This window comes from Streptomyces lincolnensis, from assembly GCF_021173675.1.
GTDB classification, from domain to species: domain Bacteria; phylum Actinomycetota; class Actinomycetes; order Streptomycetales; family Streptomycetaceae; genus Streptomyces; species Streptomyces lincolnensis_B.
The window spans coordinates 723879-745737 of sequence record NZ_JAIHON010000001.1 but is presented as its reverse complement, the minus strand read 5'-3'; the positions used below and the strand labels follow the sequence as shown (position 1 = coordinate 745737).

Here is a 21859-nt window from a genome sequence, read left to right as displayed (position 1 = left end):
AACTGCCCTTCTGCGGTCGGGGTGTTCAGCGGGACTCACGGTCGAACAGGCGGAGCGACCACACGAAGCCGAGGAACGCGATGCCCACGCACCACGCCAGGGCCATCCAGGCGTTGTCGCCGATGCCCGTGCCGGTCAGCAGCCCGCGTACGGTCTCGACGATCGTGGTGAACGGCTGGTACTCGGCGAACCAGCGGATCCAGGACGGCATCGAGCCGACGGGGACGAAGGTGCTGCTGACGAAGGGCAGCAGGAACGAGATCGGCATGGGCGCGTTGCTGGCCCCCTCGGGCGTCCTGCTGATCAGTCCCAGGGCGACCGAGAGCCAGGTGAGCGCGAAGACGAACAGGACGAGCAGTCCACAGGCCGCCAGCCACTCCAGGGGGCTCGCGTCGGGCCGGAAGCCGATCGCGAACGCGACCGTGATCAGCAGGACCAGGGTGAACACCGTCTGGATGACGCTGCCGACCACATGCCCGACGAGGATCGACGCCCGGGAGATCGCCATCGTGCGGAAACGGGCCACGATGCCCTCGGTCCTGTCCATGCACACGGCGACCGCCGTCGGCACGGCTCCCACCCCCGCGGTCATCAGGAGCATGCCGGGGACCAGGTAGGAGAGGTAGGCGGTGCGGTCGCCGCCCTGCCCGATGCCCGTGCCGAGCGCGGAACCGAAGACGTACACGAACAGCAGCAGAAGGAAGACGGGGATGAGCGCGACCTGGAGCGTCATCGAGGGATAGCGGCGGGCGTGCAGCAGATTGCGTCGGAGCATGGTCAGCGAGTCGCGCAGGTGCGCGGCGGCGGGCGGGGCGGCGGTGGTCAACGGCTCCGCACCTTCTCGCGCTCGGGGCGGTCGGTGACCGCGAAGAAGACGTCGTCGAGGTCGGGGGTGTGGATGGTCAGCGAGTCCACGGCCACCCGCGCACCGTCCAGGACGTCCAGCAGGGCGCGCAGGGTGTGGACACTGCCGTCGCCCGGGACCTGGAGGGTGAGCGCCTCGTCGTCCCGCACCCCCACGTCCAACAGCTCGGCGGCGCGGGCCAGTTCGGCCGGATCGAGGAAACGGAGCCGGACATGGCCGCCGGGCACCAGCCGCTTGAGCTCGTCCGCCGTGCCCTCGGCGACGATCCGGCCGCCGCTCAGCACCGCGATGCGGTCGGCGAGCTGGTCGGCCTCCTCCAGGTACTGCGTGGTGAGGAGGACGGTGACCCCGTCGGCGACGAGATCGCGGATGATCTGCCACATGGTGTGGCGCGAGCGTGGGTCGAGACCGGTGGTCGGCTCGTCGAGGAAGATCACCTCGGGGGAACCGACGAGCGTCATGGCGATGTCCAGGCGCCTGCGCATCCCGCCGGAGTAGGTGGAGGCGGGCTTCCTGGCGGCCCCGGTCAGGTCGAAGCGCTCCAGGAGGTCGGCGGTGACCCGCCGTCCCTCGCTCCTGGCGAGGTGGTGCAGGTCCGCCATGAGCGCCATGTTCTCCTCACCGGTGATCAGGTTGTCCACGGCGGAGAACTGACCGGTGACCCCGATCGCCGCGCGCACGGACTGCGGCGCGGCGGCCAGGTCGTGCCCGGCGACGCGGGCGGTGCCGCCGTCGGCCCGGACGAGGGTGGAGAGGATCTGGACGGTGGTGGTCTTGCCGGCCCCGTTCGGACCGAGCAGCGAGAAGACCGTGCCGCGCGGCACGCGCAGATCGATCCCGTCGAGGACGACCTTGTCGCCGTACGCCTTGCTCAGGCCGGTGGCCTCGATGGCCGGAGGTGCTGGGTTCATGCCGCAGAGCGTGCGGGAGGGCGGCTTCGACGCGGTTTCAGCGCGGTTTCAGCGCACCCGGAGGGCGGGCCGCCGGTGGTGGAGACCGGCGGCCCGCCCCGAGGCGTACGAGGGGGTGTCAGCCGACGTCGGACGCGTCCAGGCGGTACAGGCCGCTGTAGTCGGACACGGCCGTGCCGTTCTTCTTGACCCAGGTGGAGATCTCGGTGTTCGAGCTGTTCGAGGAGCCCTGCCCGCTGTCACTGATGACGATGTAGTGCAGCTTGCCGGACTTCACCAGGCTCTTGAGCTTGGCCAGGGTCATGGCGTTGTCGGTGCCGGACCAGCCGCCCATGGAGATCACGGGCTGCCCGGACTCCAGGATGACCGAGGACGCGGTCTGGTCGGTGGCCACCGCGAGCAGCCAGGTGGCGCCGTCCTGGTGCTCCTTCAGGTAGGTGATCATCGCGGAGGTGACCTGGGTGCCTCCGCCCATGCCTCCGCCCATGCCTCCGGCGCTCGGGGCGCCGGACTCCGGGGAGGAGCCGGTGCCGGTGCCGGTGCCGGTGCCGGTGCTGGTACCTGTGCCGGTGCCGATCTGCCCCGTGCCGCTCGGTGCGCCGCTCGGGCGTTGGCCGCCGCCCGCGCCGCCTCCCATGCCGCCACCGGTGTTCGGCCCGGCCGTCGGGTTGGTGCCGTTGGGCGTGGAGCCCGCCGCCGCGACCGAGTAGGCGGCGGGCCCGGCCAGCAGGGCGACGATCGCCGCCAGGGCCGCGAAGCCCATCAGGCGCCGCCGCTTCGTGAACCGCCCGACGAGCAGCCCGGTCACCGCGACCGCGCCGGCCGCCCCGGCCACGACCTCCGCGACCGTGTACAGGGTCCCGGAGCCGGAGACCCGCTGGAGCAGGAGGACCGCCCAGACCGTGGAGGCCGCCACCGCGGTCGGCAGCACCCACCCCCACTTCACCGCCGCACCCTCGCGGAAGGCCCGGTAGAGCATCACCGCGCCGATACCGGCCAGCGCCGCGATGCCGGGCGCCATGGCGGTGACGTAGTACGGGTGGAACGTGCCCTCGGCGAGGGCGAAGGTCAGGTAGTGCAGGACGAACCAGCCGCCCCAGAGCAGCAGTGCCGCCCGCCGGCCGTCGGTGCGGGGCGCCCGGCCGCGCAGCACCAGCCCGGCGACGAGGGTGACGGCCGCGAACGGGATCAGCCAGGAGATCTGGCCGCCCATGATGTCGTTGAACATCCGGTACAGCCCCGACTCGCCGCCGAAGCTCGCCCCGTTGCCCTGCGACCCCACCGACGCACTCGCACCGAAGATCCGGCCGAAGCCGTTGTAGCCGATGACCAGGTCCCACACGGTGTTGTCGGTCGAGCCGCCGATGTACGGCCGTCGCGAGGCCGGGATCAGGTCGACGACCACCATCCACCAGGCGCTGGAGACCACCAGGGCCACCGTGCCGGCGGCGAGGGCGCGGACGCGGCGGCCGATGCTGCCGCGGGCCGCCCACAGGTAGACCAGGAAGAAGACCGGCAGGACGACGTAGGCCTGCATCATCTTCGTGTTGAACGCGAAGCCGATCGCGACGCCCGACCACACCATCGGCATCGTCCGGCCGGTGCGCACGGCCCTCATCAGGGCGGCGGCGCCGAGCAGCATCAGGAAGACCAGGATCGGGTCCGGGTTGGTGTCCCGGGTGATGGCGACGGTGATCGGCGTGAGGGCCAGCGCCAGGGCCGCGACCGTGCCCGCCACGGCGCCGAAGTCCCGCTTGACCATGCGGTACAGCAGGGCCACCGAGCCGACGCCGACGGCGACCATCGGGAGCGCCAGCTGCCAGGTGCCGTAGCCGAGGACGCGGGCCGACAGCCCCATCACCCACAGCGCGAACGGCGGTTTGTCCACGGTGATGAAACTGCCGGAGTCCAGGGCGCCGAAGAAGAACGCCTTCCAGCTCTTGGTGCCGCTGTAGACGGCCGCGTTGTAGAAGCTGTTGCCGGTGACGGACGACAGGTTCCAGGCGTACAACGCCGTGGCCAGCACCAGGATCGCCCACAGTGCCGGGCGGGCCCAGCGGGGGTCCTCGGGGGCGCCGGTGAACAGCCTCCTGACCCGGGGGACGGGCGGCGCGGCGGCCCGGTGGCGGCCCTCGTGGACCGGTGCGGGCGGTGGGGCGAGGGTCGTCATGACGCGTACTCCAGATGCTCCGGACGAGAAAGAGCTCATGGCGGTGACGAGCTCGTGCCAGCGACGATGGGCGCCCCGCCTGGGCAAGCCCTGAGCCGGGCCTGTGGGGACACTGAGAATCAGCGGACTCACAGGCTGCCCACAGAGGGCCTCGGGCGTTCGAACGCCCGCAATACGAGCCGTCTAGACTCTCCCCGCAACAGCCCGGACAGACGTGGTCCAACATGGGCGGATATGGCCAACCCCGAAGGGTATTCGGCGTTTTGATACGGATAGATTCAGTCACCAAGCGGTACCCGGACGGCACGGTGGCGGTCGACCGGCTCTCGTTGGAGATACCCGACCGCTCGATCACCGTCCTCGTGGGCCCCTCGGGCTGCGGAAAGACGACGACGCTGCGGATGATCAACCGGATGGTCGAGCCGAGCGAGGGCACCATCCTGCTCGACGGCAAGGACATCCAGCAGCAGCCCGTGAACACGCTGCGCCGGTCCATGGGGTACGTCATCCAGAACGCCGGGCTCTTCCAGCACCGCACGATCGTCGACAACATCGCGACCGTGCCCCGCATGCTCGGCTGGGGCAAGGACAAGGCGCGGTCCCGGGCCCGGGAACTGATGGAGCGGGTCGGCCTCGACGCCTCGCTCGCCAAGCGCTACCCCTACCAGCTCTCCGGCGGACAGCAGCAGCGCGTCGGTGTCGCGCGGGCGCTCGCCGCCGACCCGCCGGTGCTGCTCATGGATGAGCCGTTCTCGGCCGTGGACCCCGTCGTCCGCAAGGGGCTTCAGGACGAACTCCTGCGGATCCAGGACGAGTTGGGCAAGACCATCGTCTTCGTCACCCATGACATCGACGAGGCCGTGAAGCTGGGCACGATGGTCGCCGTGATGCGCACCGGCGGGCACCTCGCCCAGTTCGCCCCGCCCGCCGAACTGCTGTCCCACCCAGCGGACGAGTTCGTCGAGGACTTCCTCGGCGCGGACCGCGGCATCCGGCGGCTGTCCTTCTTCTCCTCGGCCGGCCTCGACCTGCTCACCGCGCCGATCGTCGCCGTCGACGCCACCGCAGAGCAGATCGCCGCCCGCGGCACGGGTGACGCCCCCTACCTCCTCGTCACCGACCGGGGCGGCAAGCCGCTCGGCTGGGGCGAGCCGCGGGAGCTGGCCGCCGACGGCATCCGGCCCGCGGAACTCCTGCCGTACGGCCGCCCGTTCGTGGCCGGGACCGACTCGCTGCGGGCCGCGCTCGACTGCGCGGTGCTCTCGCCGACCGGCTGGGCCGTCGCCGTGGACGCCGAGGGACGGGCGGCCGGAGTCGTCTCCCAGCAGGCCATCGGCGAGGCGATCCGCGGCGCCCACGCGGAGGGGCGCGAGAACGGCGGCACCACCCCGGCCAAGAGCGACACGGTCACCAAGGTCACCGGATGAACGGCTTCTTCGACATCCCCAGCGACCTCCAGCACAGCTGGATCGGCCTCGTCGGACTGCACCTCAGGGAAGCCCTGCTGCCGGTCCTCGCCGGACTGGTCCTCGCGTTGCCGCTCGCCCAGCTCTGCGTGCGGTTCCGCTGGCTGTACCCGCCGGTGCTGTGGGTGACGACCGTGCTGTACGCGATCCCCTCGCTGGCCTTCTTCGTCGTCCTCATCGACTACACCGGCCAGACCGAACTCACCGTGATGATCCCGCTGGCCGTGTACAGCCTGGTGGTGCTGGTCCCCGCGATCGTCGACGGGGTGCGGTCGGTGCCGCCGGAGACGCTGGCCGCCGCCGAGGCCATGGGCTTCGGACCGGTCCGCCGGTACGTCCAGGTGCAGCTGCCGATCGCCGTGCCCGCCATCATCGCCGGTCTGCGCATCGCGGTCGTCTCCAGCATCAGCCTGGTCAGCGTCGGCGCGCTGATCGGCAACCAGGGCGCGCTGGGCAACCTGCTCACCGACGCGCTCTTCTACCACCGGACCGAACTCGCGGTGAACTCCGTCCTCACCACGGCCGTCCTGGCGATCCTCATCGACGGACTGCTGGTGGGCCTGCGGATCCTGCTCACCCCCTGGATGCCGAGCGGGGCCCGCCCGAAACCGAAGGCCGACCGTCCCGACCCGGCCGCCGTCGCCCTGGAGGACGTGTCCCGGTGAACGTGCTCAACTTCATCAACGCCTTCTTCAGCGACAGCGCCCACTGGAAGGGCTACGACGGCATCCCCACCCGGCTGTGGGAGCACATCTGGTACTCCCTCCTGGCCCTCGCGATCGCGGCCGGGATCGGTCTCCCCATCGGCCTGCTGACCGGGCACACCGGACGCGGCGGCAACGCGCTCGCGATGATCGCCACCGCCGCCCGCGCCCTGCCCAGCTTCGGTCTGCTGGTGCTGATGTTCATCGGCCTCGGCCTCGGTCTGCTGCCGGTGATGATCCCGCTGGTGATCCTCGCCGTCCCGCCGATCCTCGTCACCACCTACGAGGCGGTCCGCTCGGTCGACCCCTCCCCGGTGGACGCGGCCCGCGGCATGGGCATGCACGAGTCCCGCGTCCTGCTCCAGGTCGAACTCCCCGTCGCCCTCCCGCTGATCCTCAGCGGCCTGCGCTCGGCGGCCATCCAGATCGTCTCGACGGCCACCATCGCCGCGTACGTCTCCCTCGGCGGCCTCGGCCGCTACATCGTCGACGGCCTCTACCAGCGCGACTACGAGAAGGTCGTCGGCGGCGCCACCCTGGTCGCCGTGATGGCCCTGGCCACGCTCGGCGTGTTCTGGATCGCCAACCGGGTCGCGGTCTCACCGGGAGTGCGCAGGAGCAACTAGCCCCGGTGGACTAGCCGCGGTCGGTGGGGCGTACGGCGATCGCGTCGACCTCGAACAGCATGCCCGGCAGGGCGAGCGAGGCGACCCCGCTCAGGGTCTGGGCGGGGAGCCGCTCGCCGAACCGGGCGTGCAGGGCCTTGCCGAGGACCTCCAGCTTGCCGGTGTCGTGGTCCACGACGAACGAGCCGAGCCGTACGACGTTCCGGAGGCCGAGGCCCACCCCGGCCAGCGCCGCCTCCAGCCGGTCGAAGGCCAGGTCGACCTGGGCGGCGAAGTCACCGGGCACGGGGGCGCCGTCGGCGTCGGAGGCGTACTGCCCGGCGACGAAGACGAGTTCGCCGGGCGCGGAGACGGCGTGGCTGTAGCCGAAGGGCGTCGGGTCGTGCAGGGCGGGCGGGTTGGTGATCACACGGGTGTCGTTGTCGTCATGGCTCATGACGGCGACAACCCCGCCCCCGGGAAGGGGATTCCCCGCCCGGCCCCGTGGATCCCCTCAGGCCTCCGAGCGGGCCAGCGCCTGTTCCAGTACGACCAGCAGCGCGTCGCGGACCGAGCCGCGCTCGCGGGCGTCGAACACGAGCACCGGGACCCGGTCGTTGACGTCGAGGGCCCAGCGGACCTCGTCCAGGGAGTGCTCCACCTTGCCGTCGAAGGCGTTGACCGCGACGGCGAAGGGGATCTGCCGGTGCTCGAAGTAGTCGACGGCCGCGTAGCAGTCGTCCAGGCGGCGGGTGTCCACGATGACGAGTCCGCCGACCGCGCCCTCCACGATGTCGTCCCACATGAACCCGAACCGCTCCTGCCCCGGCGTGCCGAACAGGTACAGCTTCAGGGTCGGGTCGATGGTGATGCAGCCGAAGTCCATCGCGACCGTGGTCGTGGTTTTGCGCGGGGTGTGGCTGAGGTCGTCCACGCCCGCCGCGACCTCGGTGATGGCGGCCTCGGTGGTCAGCGGCTCGATCTCGGAGATCGAACCGACAGCGGTGGTCTTGCCCACCCCGAAGCCGCCCGCGACCACCATCTTGACCGGCAGCGGCGGTCGTACGGCGGCGGCCTGCGGGCCCCCGGGCCGGGTGGCCGGTTCAGTCGGTGTCACGGAGTACCCCTCGGGAGTCGGGGATCGCGCGCAGGCCCTCGATGAGCTTGCGCAGAACGGATGCGTCGTGGGTGGCGCCGGTGTCGGGCACGTGCACCGTCAACTGCCCCGCCGCGCGCAGGTCCTCGGCGAGGATCCGCACCACGTTCAGGTGCAGCCGCAGCCGGGCCGCGATCTCCGCGATGGACTGCGGCCGGCGGCAGGCGGCGACGATGTCGTGCTGCTCGAAGGCGAGACCGTCGAGCTCGGCGAGACCCTCGGCGGTGGCCACCACCTGGGTCTCGACGGGCATCGTCCGGTCGCTGGCGCTGGGCGCCACCCGGCCTGCGGTGACCAGGAACGGCCGTACGGCGGGGGCGGGGCCGACCGGGTCGGGGCCCGTGCCGTCCGCACCCGGGGGAGTGCCGCCGTCCGCCATCGCTTGTTCGTCCTCCTCGGCCGGGCGGTGTCCGCTCAGCGCTTCTTCGCGGCGCCGACGTTGTTCTTCAGCTCCAGCACCAGCTGGGGGCTGAGCGCGCTGCCGGCGCGGTTGGCGAACAGCGTCATCTCGTAGGCGATGTTGCCGAGCTTGGCCTCCTTGTCGGTGACCACGCCGAGTACGGCGCCGCTGCCGATCGCGGAGACCAGGACGTGGCCGCCCTCCAGGTCGATGATGACCTTGTTCAGGCCGCCGAGCCCGTAGTTGCCGGAGGCTCCGGCCGCCAGGCTGGTGATGCCCGACACGATCGCGGCCAGGCGCTCGGAGTCGGCGGGCTCGCGCAGATCGGACACGGCGATGAGAAGGCCGTCGGAGGAGACGGCGATGGCGTCCACGACGCCCGCCGTCTCGGTCGCGAAGCGATTCAACAGCCATGTGAAGTCGGCCGCGGCGGCCTGCAGTTCGGCCGGCGTGGTGCCTCCCGTCGGAGTGTCACCTGTCGTCGACGTGCTCACTGCTCCGCTCCTTCCGGGGAGTGGTTCTGGTTGTGCGGGGGGTTGGATGCGGTCTGGGGGCCGGCCGCGGCTTCGTCGCCGCGGAACGTGGGTGTGCGGTGGTTGCCGGTCTCTGTGTCGCGGTGTGCCCGTTCCACCGCCGCCTCGAACTCGTCGAGGGAGGCCCGGACGGCCTCCGCGTCGGCGGCGCGCGGCGCCGCCCGGCGGACGGCCGGCTGGTCGGGGTCGGCGCCGAAGGTCGTCCGCAGGGTGGCCCCACGGACGCGGCGACGCAGGGGCCGGGCCCCGTCACCGGAGCCGGCCGCGATGTCGGCGGCGGGCGCGTCCGTCGTGTCCGGCGTGTCCGTCGGGTCGGCGTCGCGCCGGGGAACTCTGCGGGGGAGCGGCGGAGCGTACTCCTCGTCGGCCGGAGGAGAGGCAGCGGCACCGGCATCAGTACCGGAACTGTCCGAGCCCGAGCCCGAGCCCGATCCCGATCCCGATGCCGAGGCGAGCGAAGCCCTCGAAGCCGAACGGACGGCCGCACCCACCGCCTCCGACGACCCGCCGACGGACGCACGCACCGTCGAGCCCGCCGTCGTGCCCTCCGTCGAACCGCCGGAGGCGATCGCCACCGGGCTCATCGCGAGCAGGAGGGACGACGGGATGGCCACCTCGGCGGTGAGGCCGCCCCCGGGCGTGCGGGAGAGGGTCACACCGACCTCCCAGCGACGGGCGAGGGTGCCGACCACGAAGAGGCCGAGGACCTTGGTGGGGACGACGTCGAGCCGTTCGCGGCGGATGAGGCGGGCGTTCTCCTCGGCGAGGCGCTCGGCGCTCATCCCGAGACCGTGGTCGGCGACCACGACCATCGCACCGCCGTCGCCGGCCTTGACCATCACCTCGACGGGGCTGCCGGCGGGGGAGAACTGCACGGCGTTCTCGACGAGTTCGGCCACCATCAGGGTGAGGTCGCCGATGATGTCGGGCTGCACCAGGACGTCGGTCCAGGCGCGCAGCTGCACCCGCTGGAACCCCTCGATCTGGCCGAGGGCGGCCCGTACGACGTTGGTGAGCTCGGTGGGGCCGGAGTCGAGGACCGTCTCGCGGATGCCGGCGAGCAGCATCAGGCTGTCGGCGTTGCGGCGCAGCCGGACCGCGATGTGGTCGATGGAGTAGAGCCGCTCCAGCAGCGCGGGATCGGTCTCGCCGCGCTCCACCGCGTCGATCAGCGCGAGCTGCCGCGTGGTCAGGTTGCTGACCCGGCGGCCGACGTTGCCGAACATCTCGGCGACGTTGCGGCGGCTGTGCACCTGCCGCTCCAGCAGCGCGGACGCGGTGGTCTGGACGTGGTTGAAGGCCGCGGCGAGGTCCCCGATCTCGTCCTTCGCGGTGACCGGCACCTCGTGCAGCCGGGGCGGCGCGTCGTCCTCGGCGTCGTCGTCGGCCACCCGGGCCAGCTCGCGCCCGGCGACCTCGGCGACCTGCCGGGCCGCCCCGGTGAGGGCCTGCACCGGCCGGACCACGGAACGCCGTACCAGCACCGCGAAGGCGATCCACAGGGCGAAGCCGAGAAGGGCGAGGCCGAGCAGCAGCGTGGCGCGCCAGGCGGCCTCGCTGGACGTGCGGTCCGCGCGGTCGGCGATCTGGTCGATGAGGGAGGCGGTGATCTTCAGCCGGTTCTCGGACTGGGCCCGGTAGTCCGGGTAGGCGTCGAGGGCCGCGGTGAAGGCTTGGCGGATCTCCTGGGGCGTGTCGGCCTGGAGGTTGCTGGGGTCGATCTGGAGCTCGGCGTAGTCCCGGTCGATGGTCGCCTGGGCGCTGTTGTGCTCGATGCCGCCCAGCTCGTTCACCTGGTCCTCGGAGGCGAACCGGGCGAAGCGGTCGGCCTGGTGGGTGTACTCGTTCTCGGAGCCGACCGCGCCGATGAACTCGATGAGGGCGTTGCTGTCACCGGTCCGCGCGGAGAAGACGGCCGTCTCGAAGGCGCTGTGGGCGGCGTCGGCGCGCAGCAGCGAGTCCAGCAGGTTGCCGGTGAAGGTGCCGGCGAGGGTGGCGTTGTGGTCCAGGCCGAGGCCGTCGATCAGGCCCTGGGAGGCGTTGGTGTAGGCCGGGTCGATGTTGTCGGCGGGCAGATAGGCCTTCTCGACGGTGTCGCGCAGACTGCTGAGGCCGTTGATCTCCTTCAGCGCCTGTGCCTCGGTGGCCGGGAGCCGGTCGCCGAAGGTCTCGCGCACCTTGTCGACCTGGGCGTCCACGGCGGCCTGTGCCGTGCGGTAGTCCTTGGTGGAGGGCCGCCAGCCGGGCCCGGTGGACTCGTAGCGCACGGACAGCAGGACGGCCTGCTGGTGCTCGGTCTCGACCAGGTCCACCAGTTCCGCGACCTGGGCGCTGTCCCGGACCAGCTGGGCCGCGGCGTCCGCGTCCAGGGCCTGGTTCACCTGGTCGGTGATGAGGTAGCCGAGCATCGCGGCGACCACGCCGAGCGGCACACCGACGAGGATGTTGAGCTTGCGGCGGAAGGGCCAGCGGTCGGCGAAACCCCGGATACCGGTCCGGCCCGACCGTGGTGCCGGCCGGGCGGGTGCGCCCACCTCTGTCGTGGACACCGGGCCTCCTTCAGGGGAGTCGCACGGCGCGCGAGCAACTCGCGTGACCGTTTCTGATCGATACGGGACGGCGGCCCCCGCACCCCGCTGTGACCGGCGCCAACGACCGCGAGACTACAGCCTTTTCGGACAAGCGCTTACGGCACCCTGCGTCAAGAATCGATTACGACCTGCCCATACTTCGACGGGTTCGATGGAGGACCGGTTTACCCCGCCTTCACAATGAGGCAGAGGTTGAAGCCAATTGGTAATCAGGCCTCTCTTGACTGATCAAGAACCGGCTGGATTGGATCAGTGCAAGAGCTTCCGCGCAACATCCCGAGTCCGGAACGGAAATCGTGACTTCTACCGCCGCACACAGCAGGTCCTTCAGGAACCATCCCGTCGTGGCCGCCGTCGCGCTCGCCGCGGCCGCGGCCCTGCTGGCGGGTTGTGGCTCCTCCGACGACACCTCCGACCCCCTCGCCGGGGACAAGGCCGAGGGCGGCACCGTCGTCGTCGGCGGCAACAACTTCCCCGAGTCCACCCTGCTCGCCGACATCTACGGCGAGGCCCTCAAGGCCAAGGGGATCAAGGTCGAGTACAAGCTGAACATCGGCAGCCGCGAGACCACCTACGGCCTGCTGAAGAACGGCTCCGTGACGGTCCTGCCGGAGTACAACGGCTCGCTGCTGTCCTACCTCGACCCCAAGGCCGAGCAGGCCTCCGTGGCGGCCGTCAACGCGGCCGCGAAGGCCAAGCTGGACTCCAAGCTGACGCTGCTGGAGTCGGCGCCGGCCGAGGACAAGGACTCCGTCAGCATCAACGCGGAGACGGCCAAGAAGTACAGCCTGACCGCCGAGTCCACGCTCGACGACCTCAAGGACATCGCGCCGGAGATGGTCATCGGCGGCTCGCCGGAGTTCCAGACCCGGCACCAGGGCCTGCTGGGCCTGAAGTCCGAGTACGGCCTGGAGTTCAAGTCGTTCAAGGCCCTCGACGCGGGCGGCCCGCTGACCCAGGCGGCGCTGGCGAAGAACACCGTGCAGGCGGCGGACATCTTCACCACGGACCCGACCATCTCCAAGGAGAACTTCGTCGTCCTGAAGGACCCGAAGAACCTCTTCGGCTTCGCGAACGTGACCCCGCTCGTCTACAAGTCCGGCCTCTCCAAGGAGGGCGTCGCCGCCCTCAACGCGGTCTCGGCCAAGCTGGACACCAAGACGCTGCTGGACATGGACGTCCAGGTCCAGCTGGAGAACAAGGACCCGCTCGACGTCGCCAAGGCCTGGCTGAAGACCAACGGCCTGGACTGACACCCGACCTCTGACGTATCGGCGCGGGTGCTTCCCCCACGGGGAGCACCCGCGCCGGTCCGACGGCCTCAGTAACCGACCCGGAAGGTCGCGTCCTGCCGCTCCGTGGCGGTGGAGACGGGGTCGATCCGCAGGACGTAGTCCGCGTGCCGGAGGTACCGGGTCGGATTGTTGTACGACCGGAACGACGACCAGGAGGAGTCGGCCAGCCCGGCCGTGCGGTAGAAGGTCGCGTCCCCGGCGAACGTCGACGTGCCGTCGTTGACGTCCAGCCGCATCTCGTAGTCGTAGTGCCGCAGATAGCGGGTCGGGTGGCTGACCGACTGGAAGGAGACGCCCGTGCTGTCCGCGAGACCCGGGACCGGTTTCCACAGGGAGTCGGTGTACGGGTCGAAGGCGTACGCGTCGATCCGGCCCACGTAGTTCGCGTGCCGGACGTAACGCGCCGGGTAGTTGTAGGACTTCAGCCGGTTCCAGGTGGGCGTGCCCCACTTGGCGAGCAGGTTGGTGTACTCGGTCGTGGTGATCGGGTGGATCGTGAGGTGCTTGGAGTTCAGCGGCTGGGTGTAGGTCTTCTGGTCCAGGGCCGTCCAGGTGCCGGCGGCCAGGTCGTTCGACTGCCAGGCGTAGAAGACGCCGTTGGGGCTCCAGGTGTCTCCCCAGAGATACCAAGTGCCGCTGGACGTCAGGGACTTCACCAGCGTCGGCGCCTCGGTGCCGCCGTGCGAGACCGGGGTGCTGAAGGGCGTGAAGCTGCCCGGGTCCAGTGAACTGGAGCGGGCGCCGACCAGGGTCGAGTTCCGCTTGTAGTAGAGGTAGTTGACGCCGTTCACACCGATCGCCAGATCGCCGTCGATGACGTCGTAGCCCGGGTCGAAGAAGACCTGAGGGGCGCTCGCGGTCACGAAGTCGCTGGTGTAGTTCACCATGATGACGTTGTGGCCGCTGCTGTTCACGGACGAGTAGATCACCCCGTACTGGCCGCGGCCCGCGTCCCAGTAGGCCTCCGGCGCCCAGCTGTGGGTGACCATGTCGTGCAGCTTCAGTCGCCGGTAGCCGGTGAAGGTCCGCAGGTCGGTGGAGTCCCAGACGTGGATGTACTGGCTGTTGTAGGTCCAGTCGGTGCCCTTGAGGTCGGTGGCCAGCACCACGAACGTGCCGTTCTGCTTGCGCAGGATGAACGGGTCGCGCAGCCCTCCGGCCCCGGCGGTCGGGGTGACGACGGGGTTGTTCTGGTTGAGGGGCGTCCAGTTCAGCCCGTCGGTGCTGACGGCCAGGTGCAGGCCGTAGTTCGCGGCCAGCATGTCCGGGGACTCGGTGAAGTACCCCATGACGTACGCCGAGTCGGCGGCGTGGGCGGTCCCGGCGCCCAGGGTCAGGGCGCCGGTGGCGGCCAGCGGCACGGTGGCGGTCATGCCGAGGAACTGTCTGCGGGTGGGGCGGGGCATGGGCTCTCCAGGGGGGTGCGGGCCTGCCGACCGGGAGGGCGGGCCTACCGCCGACAGGTCGAAATATCGAACAGAGTTCGAGGGAGCGACCAGAAGGTAGAGGCGCGACGCGTACGCGTCAATGCTCCCGTCACGCTTCACAGATTTCCGCGAGTTCCGCCCGCGCCCGCGCCGCCGCCCCCACCGCCACCGCGTCCCCGCCGAGCCGGGCGGGCAGCACCCGCACCGGATGTCCGCTGACGGGCGGTTCGGCGGTCAGCGCCCGCTCCACCGACGGCCCGAGAAGCGCCCAGGCCCGGCTGACACCGCCGCCGATCACCACGGTGGTGACGTCCAGCAGACCCGCCGTGACCAGGATGGCGCGGGCCACCGCCGCTCCCGCGTCCTCGTACACGGCGAGTGCGTCCGGATCACCGGCCGCCGCCGCGTCGGCCACCTCCCGCGCGCTCAGCTCCCGCCCGGTGCGCTCCCCGTACCGGCCGGCGATCGCCCGCCCGGAGGCCAGGGTCTCCAGATGCCCCCGGCCGCCACAGGTGCACGGCAGCGCGCCGAAGCCCGGGACGTGCCCGATCTCGCCCGCCGCCCCGTGCGGACCGTCGTACAGCGCGCCGTCCAGCCACAGCGCCCCGCCGACCCCGGTGCCGAGCGTCATCCCGAGCACCTGCCGCTCGCCCGCCACCGCACCGGCCGCCGCCTCGCCGCGCAGGAACGCGTTGACGTCGTTGTCCAGGAAGGCCGGCACACCGAGCGCCGCCTCGACGGCCGCCGTCACCCCGAACCCGGCCCAGCCGCGGAAGGAGTCGCTGGCCACCAGGATCCGCCCGGTCCGCGCGTCCACCACCCCCGCCGCCCCGACCCCGACCCCGAGCAACCGCGCATCCGTACGGCCCAGCAGATGCCGTACGGCGTCCAGGGCGGCCCCGACCATCGCCGCCCCGCCCGCGGCCGCCGGGGTCGGCACCTCCAGGCGGTCGACGACTGTCAGGTCCGGCGCGCACAGGGTCACCCGGGTCTTGGTGCCGCCGATGTCGACACCCGCGACCATGCACGTCACGTGGCGGCCCCCGTCCGCCGCGCCGCGCGCCGACGCCGTTGCACCACCGGATCCGGTACCGGCACGGCGGCGATCAGCCGGCGCGTGTACTCCTTCTCCGGCCGCAGCAGGGTGGACATGACCGGCCCCTGTTCCTCGATCCGGCCCGCCCGCAGGACGACGACCCGCCGGGCGAACTCCTGCACCACGGCCAGATCGTGCGACACGAACAGGCAGGCGAACCCCAGCTCGCGTTGCAGCTCGGCGATCACCTCCAGGACCGTCCGCTGCACGCTCACGTCGAGCGCGCTGGTCGGCTCGTCCGCGACCAGCAGCCGGGGCCGCAGCACCAGCGCCCGCGCCAGACTCACCCGCTGCCGCTGACCGCCCGACAGCTCACGCGGCCCCCGGCCCGCCAACTCCCGTGGCAGCCGCACCAGTTCGAGGGCCTCACCGACCCGTTCCCGCCGCTCGGCGGCCGACATGCCCCGCCGGTGCGTCCGCAGCGGCTCGGCCACGCACTCCGCCACGCTCATCCGCGCGTCCAGCGAGGCCACCGGATCCTGGAGCACCACCCCCACCCCGGACAGCAGGGCCCGCCGCGCCCGGCCCCGCGTCCGCCCCAGCTCGGTGCCGAACAGCGACACCGACCCGGCGGCCGGCGCGACCAGCCCTAGCGCGACCCGGGCCGCCGTGGACTTGCCCGACCCGGACTCGCCCACCAGCCCGACGGTCTCGCCCGGCAGGACGTCGAGGGACACCCCGTCGAGGGCCTGTACGGCACGGATACCGCGCCCGAACCGCACGGAGACGTCCCGCAGCCGCACCACGGGGACGTCCGCGTCCGCGGAGCGAGCGTCCGGTGCGGGAGCAGCCGGGGCGGGTGCGTCCGGGGCGGGTGTGTCGCCCTCGCCGTCGAACCGCAGCCGCGGCACCGCCGCCAGCAGCTTGCGCGTGTACGCGTGCGTGGGCCGCAGCAGCACCTCCTCCACCGGCCCCGTCTCCACGACCTCGCCCCGCAGCATCACGGCCACCCGGTCCGCGAAGTCCGCGACCACGCCCATGTTGTGGGTGACCAGCAGCACGCCGGTGCCCGAGTCGGCCGCCAACCGCCGCAGCAGGTCCAGGATCTCGGCCTGGACGGTGACGTCGAGCGCGGTCGTCGGCTCGTCCGCGATGAGCAGACCGGGGGAGTTGGCGATCGCCATGGCGATGACGACCCGCTGCCGCTGCCCGCCGGACAGCTGGAAGGGAAAGGCCGAGGCCCGCCGCTCCGGCTCCGGGATACCGACCCGGCGTAGCAGCTCCACCGCCTCACGGGCGGCCTCGGACCGGGAGACGGCACGGTGATTGCGCACCACCTCGGCGATCTGCGCGCCGACCCGGGTCAGCGGATCCAGCGCGGTGGCCGGTTCCTGGAACACCATCGACGCCGTACGTCCCCGCAACCGGGCCAGTTCGGCCTCCGAGGCGCCCACCACGTCCGTGCCGTCGACCTCGACACGCCCCGAGGTTCGCGCAGTGCCCGGCAGCAGCCCCATCGCGGCGAGCGCCACCGTCGACTTGCCCGACCCGGACTCGCCGACCAGGGCGAGCGTCTCGCCGGGCCGGACCCGCAGCGACACGTCCCGCACGGCCGGCACGTCACCGGTCTCCGTCGAGAAGGTCACGCCCAGGCCGTCGATCTCCAGGATGTCGTTCATGAGCGTCCCCTCACGTCGAAGGCGTCCCGCAGCCCGTCGCCGATCGCGTTGAACGCGCACACGACGAGGATGATCGCGAGACCCGGTGGCACGATCAGCCACCAGCGCCCGGAGTACGCGGCCGTCAGACCGGCCGACAGCATGCCGCCCCAGTCGGTCGCCGGCGGCTGGACCCCCAGGCCCAGATACGACACGTACGCCACGAGCAGGATCGCGTCGGCGACCTGGAAGGTGGCCGCGACGACGATCGTCGACACCGAGTTGGGCAGGATGTGCCGCCGGATCGCCCGCCCGTGCGTACCGCCGGTGGCCCGCAGCGTCAGCACGTAGTCCCGGTTCTTGAGCGTCAGCGTCTCCGCCCGGACCAGCCGGGACGGCACCAGCCACGACACCAGCCCCAGGATCAGGATCAGACCCGGCGTCCCCGGACTGGTGATCGCCGAGACGACGAGCAGGATGAACAGCGCCGGAATCGCGATCCCCGCGTCCACCACCCGCATCATCACCGCGTCCACCCAGCCACCGGCATACCCGGCGACCGCACCCCACAACGTCCCGATCACCGTCGCCAGCACCCCGGCCGCGAGGCCCACCAACAGCGACACCTGCCCGCCGTACATCAGCCGCCCGAGCTGGTCATGCCCGACGGCATCGGTACCGAGCCAATGGGCCCCGCCGGGCGCCAGATTGACCTGGGTGAGATCGGTATGGGTCTGGTCGGTGGAGTAGACGAGGGGCCCGACAAAGCAGAAGAGCAGGAACAGGACGACGACCACCAGCCCGGCCACAGCAAGCCGATTGCGCGCGAAGCGCGCACCTAGGGGCGCGGGGCCCTGTCCATTTGCGGCTCCGCCGCGGGGCGCGACAAGCCCCCACCGGCCCGCGGCTTCAACACGACCGCTCACACCCGCCCCTCCTTCACCCGAGGATCAACAACCCGCTGCACAACATCCGCAAGCAACGTCCCCACCACCGTCGCGACAGAGATCACCAACACACACCCGAGCAACACCGGATAGTCCGACGACTGCGCAGCCGACCAGAACAGCAGCCCCATACCGGGATAGTTGAACAACTGCTCAACAACCAACGCACCCCCGAACAGCACCGGCACGTAATACCCGAGCATCGCGATCACCGGAGTCAGCGAGTTCCGGAACACGTGCCGGAAAAGCACCGCGTACCGCCCCGCACCCCCCGCCCGAGCGGTCCGCACATAGTCCTCGGACAGGTTCTCCAGCGTGGAGGCACGCATGTACCGGCTGAACACGGCCACCATCGACGCGGCCCCCGTCACAACGGGCAGCACCAGCCCCGCCGGATCCGCGAACACCTGGGCCAGCGTGTCCCCTTGGGGCGCCTGCGAGGGAAACCACCGCAGACTCTGCGTGAAGACCATCACCAGGACGAGCCCCAGGAAGTACACCGGAGTCGAATACGCCACGAAACTCAACGTCGTGATGACGTAGTCCGTCGGCTTGTTCCGCCGCACCGCCTGCCACATGCCGAGCGGAACCGCCAGCAGCAGCCCGACGAGCGCGGACAGTACCGTCAACACCAAAGTCTTCGGCAGGCGTTGCTCGATGAGCCGGGAGACCGCCTCGTTCAGTGTGTAGGACGTCCCCAGGTCCCCCCGCACCAGATCGCGCAGGTAGTAGACGTACTGGACGGGCAGTGAACGGTCCAGCCCCTGCTCGTGGTTGAACGCGGCGATCTGCTGGGCCGTCGCCTGCGGGCCGAGGATCCCGCGCGCGGGACCCCCGGGCAGCGCGTGCAGCAGGCAGAAGACCACGATCGTGACGATGAGGATCACGGCGAGGGCCTGGAGGAGCCGACGGGTGAGGTAGAGAAGGGTCTCCACTAGTCGGTCCACTTCCACTGCGCCGGGTGGAAGTTGGCGAGCGAGTCCTGGGAGAAGCCGCCGAGGCCGTTCCTGACGACCGAGACCTGGTAGACGGGCTCCGGCAGCCAGATCACCGGCAGGTCCTTGGCGAGGGCCGCGCTGTAGTCCTGGATGGCCTGGTTCGAACTCGACGTGGTGGAGGCGGAGATGAGCTTGTCCACCGCCGGGTTGGAGTAACCGCCGAAGTTCGAACCGCCACCGGTCTGGAAGAGCGAGTCACCGGTCGGGAATGCGTTGAAGTACCAGCTGCCCGCCGTACCGAAGAAACTCAGCTGCCACTTGCAGATCGACTGGCCGGAGGTGCACTGCGGGGTCTGCGAGAGCACGGAGTTGACCGGCGCGGTCTTGATGGAGAACCTGATGCCGGTCTTCGCGAGCGAGGACTGGATCGCGCTCATCATGTTGTCCGTCACCGTCGACCCGGACTGCGAGAGCACCCCCATCTCGAACTTCGTGCCCTTGGCGATCCCGGCACCGCACTTCGCCGGTTCGGAGCAGGTCATGACCCCGCCCTGCTCGGTCCAGCCATGGCTGGTCAGCAGAGACCTGGCGGTGTCCGTCGAGAACGGGTACGGGTTGTCCTTCTGCACCGGGGAGAGGAAGTCCGAGGGCTGCCCCTGCGGGATCGGCCCGTAGCCCGGCACCGCCGTCCCGTTGAGGACGACCTTCGCCAGGCTCTGCTGGTCGATCGAGTGCTGGACGGCCTGCCGGGCGTACAGCTGCTTGAACACGGCGCCCATGGAAGGGTTGTTGAAGTTGTACGGCATGTAGGTGATCGCCCAGCCCGACCACGGCTTCACCTGGTAGCCCTGCGCGGTGAAGCTCTCCTTCTGGTCGAGGTCGGTCGCCTCGATGTAGCCGTAGTCGACGCTGCCGGAACGCAGCGCGTTCTTCTCGGCGTCGGCCGTGGTGAAGGGCAGCAGGTTCACCGTCGGGATGCCCGGCTTCTCACCGCCGTCGTACTTCTTGTTGGCGGTCAGGACCACCTTGCCCGCCGTTGAGAACGACTTGACCGCGTAGGGGCCGCTGATGACCTTCCACAGCGGGTTCGAGGCGTAGCCGGAGATGTTCTTGGCGGCGTCGTTGAGGTAGGTCCACACCTCCTTCGGACCGCTGCCCTTGTTCCAGGCGTGCCGGGGCAGCGGCGTGATCGAGTTCAGCTCGTTCGCCAGCATCCACTGGGGGTTGTACGCCCGGTCGAAGGTGATCGTGAAGTGGCGGTCGTCCTCGGTCTTGAAGGACGTCCAGTTGTCCGGCGCCTTGCCCGGTGTGTAGCCCGCCCACGCGGTCTTGTTGGCCTTGATGAGGTCGAACCAGAACCGCACGTCCGCCGAGGTGATCGGCTTGCCGTCGCTCCAGTGCCGGTCGCCCAGGGTGATCCGCACGCTCTTGTTGTCGGCGGCGAAGTCGGCGGCCGTGGCGATCGACGCCTTCTTGTTCCAGCCGATCTTCCCGGTCGAGCCGTCGTAGGCGATCAGCGGCTCCCACAGGGAGTTGGCGATGGAGATGTTGTTGGTGTTCAGGTGGGCCGCCGTGCCGATCGGCAGGATCCAGTTCGGCGTGAAGTTGGCGGGCAGCGCGTAGTTGATCGTGTCCTTGGACGCCGACGACGTGCCGTTCGCCCCGGAGCAGGCAGCGAGCAGCAGCGTGCCCACGCCGAGGGCGGCACCGGTGAGAAGTCTCGTGCGGGCAGGGGACATGGCTCTCCTCGGGAGGAACAGAAGCGGGGTGGGAGCCAGTGAACGCCCCGACTGTTCGAAGAAACAGGCGTGCAGCTGTAAAAAGCCTGTTACTGCTGTTCTGGAAAAAGCCGTGAGGGGGCTTCCGGGGCCTACGCTCGCTGTCTCGACAGCCGCCGACGGAAGTAACTTCGTCCATGCCTGAAAAAAGCTCCGCGCTGACCGCGCGCATCCTCGAACTGCTCGCCTCCGGGCAGGCGGCGACCCGTACGGAGCTCGCCGACCTGCTCGGCGCCGCCCCGTCGACGGTCTCGTTCGCCGTGGGCAAGCTGGTGGACTACGGGCTGGTCGCCGAGGAGGGCACCCGCAACTCCACCGGCGGACGCCCGCGCAAGGTGCTCCGGCTCGGCGGCAGCGACGGATACGCCGTGGCGGCCGAACTCGGCGGCAAGCACGCCCATGTGGGCGTCGTCCACCCCGGCGGCGGGCTCACCGACGTCTCCACCGTGCCGTTCGCCACCGCCGCCGGACCGGAGGCCGCGCTGCCCGGACTGGTGGAGACCCTCGAAGCTCTCGCCGACCGGCACGGCCGGAACCTGCTCCGGGGCGTCGGCCTGTGCCTGCCCGGCCCGGTCGACGTCGCATCCGGCCTGGTCACCCTGCCCGCGCGGATGCCCGGCTGGAACAGATTCCCCGTACGGGACTGGCTCCAGGAGCGGTTCGGCGTGCCGGTGGCCATCGAGAACGACGCCAACTGCATGGCCGTGGGAGAGCACAGCGTCCGCCCCGCCGAGCAGCGCCAGGCGATCATGGTGAAGGCGGGCTCCGGCATCGGCGCCGGCGTCATCGCCGACGGGCGGCTCTACCGGGGCGGCAGCGGTGCCGCGGGCGAGATCACCCACGCCCGCGTCGAGGCCGGCCACGCCATCCCCTGCTCCTGCGGCAACACCGGCTGCCTGGAGACCGTCGCCTCCGGGGCTGCCCTGGTGCGGACCCTGCGCGAACGGGGCCTGGACGTGGCGTCCACCGAGGACGTCGTACGACTCGCCACCGACGCCGACCCCGAGGCCACCCGCGCCGTCCGCCAGGCCGGCCGCCACCTCGGCCAGGTCCTCGCCGCCAACGTCAACTTCTTCAACCCCGACGCCGTCTACCTCGGCGGCATCCTCTCCACCCTGGAACCTTTCGTCGCGGCGGTCCGCAGCCAGCTGTACGAGGGCTGCCATCCCCTGGTCACCCAACGCCTGGTGATCGAACGCACGTCGTTGGGTGCGGACGCGGGGCTGCTGGGAGCGGGCCAGTTCGCGTTGCAAAGGGCCCTGGCGGACGCGATGCAGGCGGTCACGGGTAATGCAGGGGTGCGATCACCCACCTAGGGGCGCGGGGAACTGCGCGATCAACCCCCACACGCCCGCAGACAACGCACAACCTGGAGCCCC

19 protein-coding genes are annotated in these 21859 nt (G+C 70.8%); 5 read left to right on the top strand and 14 right to left on the bottom strand.

The features are described 5' to 3' along the window. Positions 1-25: 25 nt before the first annotated feature. The 3 genes from K4B79_RS03245 to K4B79_RS03235 form a co-directional block, all read right to left on the bottom strand. Positions 26-775 (bottom strand): ABC transporter permease, encoded by a 750-nt coding sequence (locus K4B79_RS03245; RefSeq protein ID WP_232024757.1) that lies wholly within the window; start codon positions 773-775, stop codon positions 26-28. Between the two features lie 47 nt (positions 776-822). After that, positions 823-1776 carry an ATP-binding cassette domain-containing protein gene (locus K4B79_RS03240; protein ID WP_232024654.1) on the bottom strand — a complete coding sequence of 318 codons (954 nt, stop codon included), beginning with the start codon at positions 1774-1776 and terminating at the stop codon, positions 823-825. A gap of 118 nt (positions 1777-1894) precedes the next feature. Next, the gene (locus tag K4B79_RS03235) at positions 1895-3946 is read right to left on the bottom strand and encodes an ArnT family glycosyltransferase (RefSeq protein WP_232024653.1); all 2052 of its coding nucleotides are present in this window, start codon (positions 3944-3946) and stop codon (positions 1895-1897) included. A gap of 263 nt (positions 3947-4209) precedes the next feature. Between K4B79_RS03235 and K4B79_RS03230 the strand changes: the two genes are divergently transcribed. From K4B79_RS03230 to K4B79_RS03220, 3 genes are read left to right on the top strand one after another with little or no spacing between them, the layout of a single operon-like run. Then, on the top strand, positions 4210-5373 hold the full coding sequence (locus K4B79_RS03230; RefSeq protein ID WP_232024652.1) for an ABC transporter ATP-binding protein: 1164 nt from the start codon (positions 4210-4212) through the stop codon (positions 5371-5373). Further along, positions 5370-6077, top strand: coding sequence for an ABC transporter permease (locus K4B79_RS03225; RefSeq protein ID WP_232024651.1), 708 nt, complete (start codon positions 5370-5372; stop codon positions 6075-6077). Before K4B79_RS03230 ends, K4B79_RS03225 begins: the two co-directional genes overlap by 4 nt. Next, on the top strand, positions 6074-6742 hold the full coding sequence (locus tag K4B79_RS03220) for an ABC transporter permease (RefSeq protein ID WP_232024650.1): 669 nt from the start codon (positions 6074-6076) through the stop codon (positions 6740-6742). The genes K4B79_RS03225 and K4B79_RS03220 overlap by 4 nt, the downstream gene beginning before the upstream one ends. Before the next feature lie 10 nt (positions 6743-6752). On the opposite strand, the gene K4B79_RS03215 is transcribed toward K4B79_RS03220, so the two are convergent. From K4B79_RS03215 to K4B79_RS03195, 5 genes are read right to left on the bottom strand one after another with little or no spacing between them, the layout of a single operon-like run. Continuing rightward, positions 6753-7178: a RidA family protein gene (locus tag K4B79_RS03215; protein ID WP_232024649.1), complete on the bottom strand. Its 426-nt coding sequence runs from the start codon at positions 7176-7178 to the stop codon at positions 6753-6755. Positions 7179-7235: 57 nt separating this feature from the next. Further along, on the bottom strand, positions 7236-7838 hold the full coding sequence (locus tag K4B79_RS03210; protein WP_232024648.1) for a GTP-binding protein: 603 nt from the start codon (positions 7836-7838) through the stop codon (positions 7236-7238). Continuing rightward, complete coding sequence (locus K4B79_RS03205) at positions 7825-8256, bottom strand: DUF742 domain-containing protein (RefSeq protein WP_232024647.1); 432 nt, start codon at positions 8254-8256, stop codon at positions 7825-7827. Before K4B79_RS03205 ends, K4B79_RS03210 begins: the two co-directional genes overlap by 14 nt. 35 nt (positions 8257-8291) lie before the next feature. Further along, complete coding sequence (locus K4B79_RS03200) at positions 8292-8771, bottom strand: roadblock/LC7 domain-containing protein (RefSeq protein ID WP_232024646.1); 480 nt, start codon at positions 8769-8771, stop codon at positions 8292-8294. After that, a complete protein-coding gene (locus tag K4B79_RS03195) occupies positions 8768-11359 on the bottom strand; it encodes a sensor histidine kinase (protein WP_232024645.1) in 2592 nt (863 codons plus the stop codon). The genes K4B79_RS03200 and K4B79_RS03195 overlap by 4 nt, the downstream gene beginning before the upstream one ends. A 338-nt stretch (positions 11360-11697) precedes the next feature. On the opposite strand from K4B79_RS03195, the gene K4B79_RS03190 reads away from it, so the two are divergent. Continuing rightward, positions 11698-12654, top strand: a complete 957-nt coding sequence (locus tag K4B79_RS03190; protein ID WP_232024644.1) for an ABC transporter substrate-binding protein — start codon at positions 11698-11700, stop codon at positions 12652-12654. A gap of 68 nt (positions 12655-12722) precedes the next feature. On the opposite strand, the gene K4B79_RS03185 is transcribed toward K4B79_RS03190, so the two are convergent. From K4B79_RS03185 to K4B79_RS03160, 6 genes are all read right to left on the bottom strand, one after another. Next, positions 12723-14102: a glycoside hydrolase family 43 protein gene (locus K4B79_RS03185; protein ID WP_232024643.1), complete on the bottom strand. Its 1380-nt coding sequence runs from the start codon at positions 14100-14102 to the stop codon at positions 12723-12725. A 130-nt stretch (positions 14103-14232) separates the two neighbouring features. Continuing rightward, entirely contained in the window at positions 14233-15147 is a 915-nt protein-coding gene (locus K4B79_RS03180) for an ROK family protein (protein ID WP_232024756.1), read from the bottom strand. Between the two features lie 5 nt (positions 15148-15152). Then, positions 15153-16838 carry a dipeptide ABC transporter ATP-binding protein gene (locus tag K4B79_RS03175; protein ID WP_232024642.1) on the bottom strand — a complete coding sequence of 562 codons (1686 nt, stop codon included), beginning with the start codon at positions 16836-16838 and terminating at the stop codon, positions 15153-15155. Then, positions 16835-17743, bottom strand: a complete 909-nt coding sequence (locus tag K4B79_RS03170) for an ABC transporter permease (protein WP_232024641.1) — start codon at positions 17741-17743, stop codon at positions 16835-16837. Before K4B79_RS03170 ends, K4B79_RS03175 begins: the two co-directional genes overlap by 4 nt. Further along, entirely contained in the window at positions 17740-18699 is a 960-nt protein-coding gene (locus tag K4B79_RS03165) for an ABC transporter permease (RefSeq protein WP_232024755.1), read from the bottom strand. The genes K4B79_RS03170 and K4B79_RS03165 overlap by 4 nt, the downstream gene beginning before the upstream one ends. Then, positions 18699-20441 carry a peptide ABC transporter substrate-binding protein gene (locus K4B79_RS03160; protein WP_232024640.1) on the bottom strand — a complete coding sequence of 581 codons (1743 nt, stop codon included), beginning with the start codon at positions 20439-20441 and terminating at the stop codon, positions 18699-18701. Before K4B79_RS03160 ends, K4B79_RS03165 begins: the two co-directional genes overlap by 1 nt. A gap of 176 nt (positions 20442-20617) precedes the next feature. On the opposite strand from K4B79_RS03160, the gene K4B79_RS03155 reads away from it, so the two are divergent. Beyond that, positions 20618-21796 carry an ROK family transcriptional regulator gene (locus K4B79_RS03155; protein ID WP_232024639.1) on the top strand — a complete coding sequence of 393 codons (1179 nt, stop codon included), beginning with the start codon at positions 20618-20620 and terminating at the stop codon, positions 21794-21796. Positions 21797-21859: the final 63 nt, after the last annotated feature.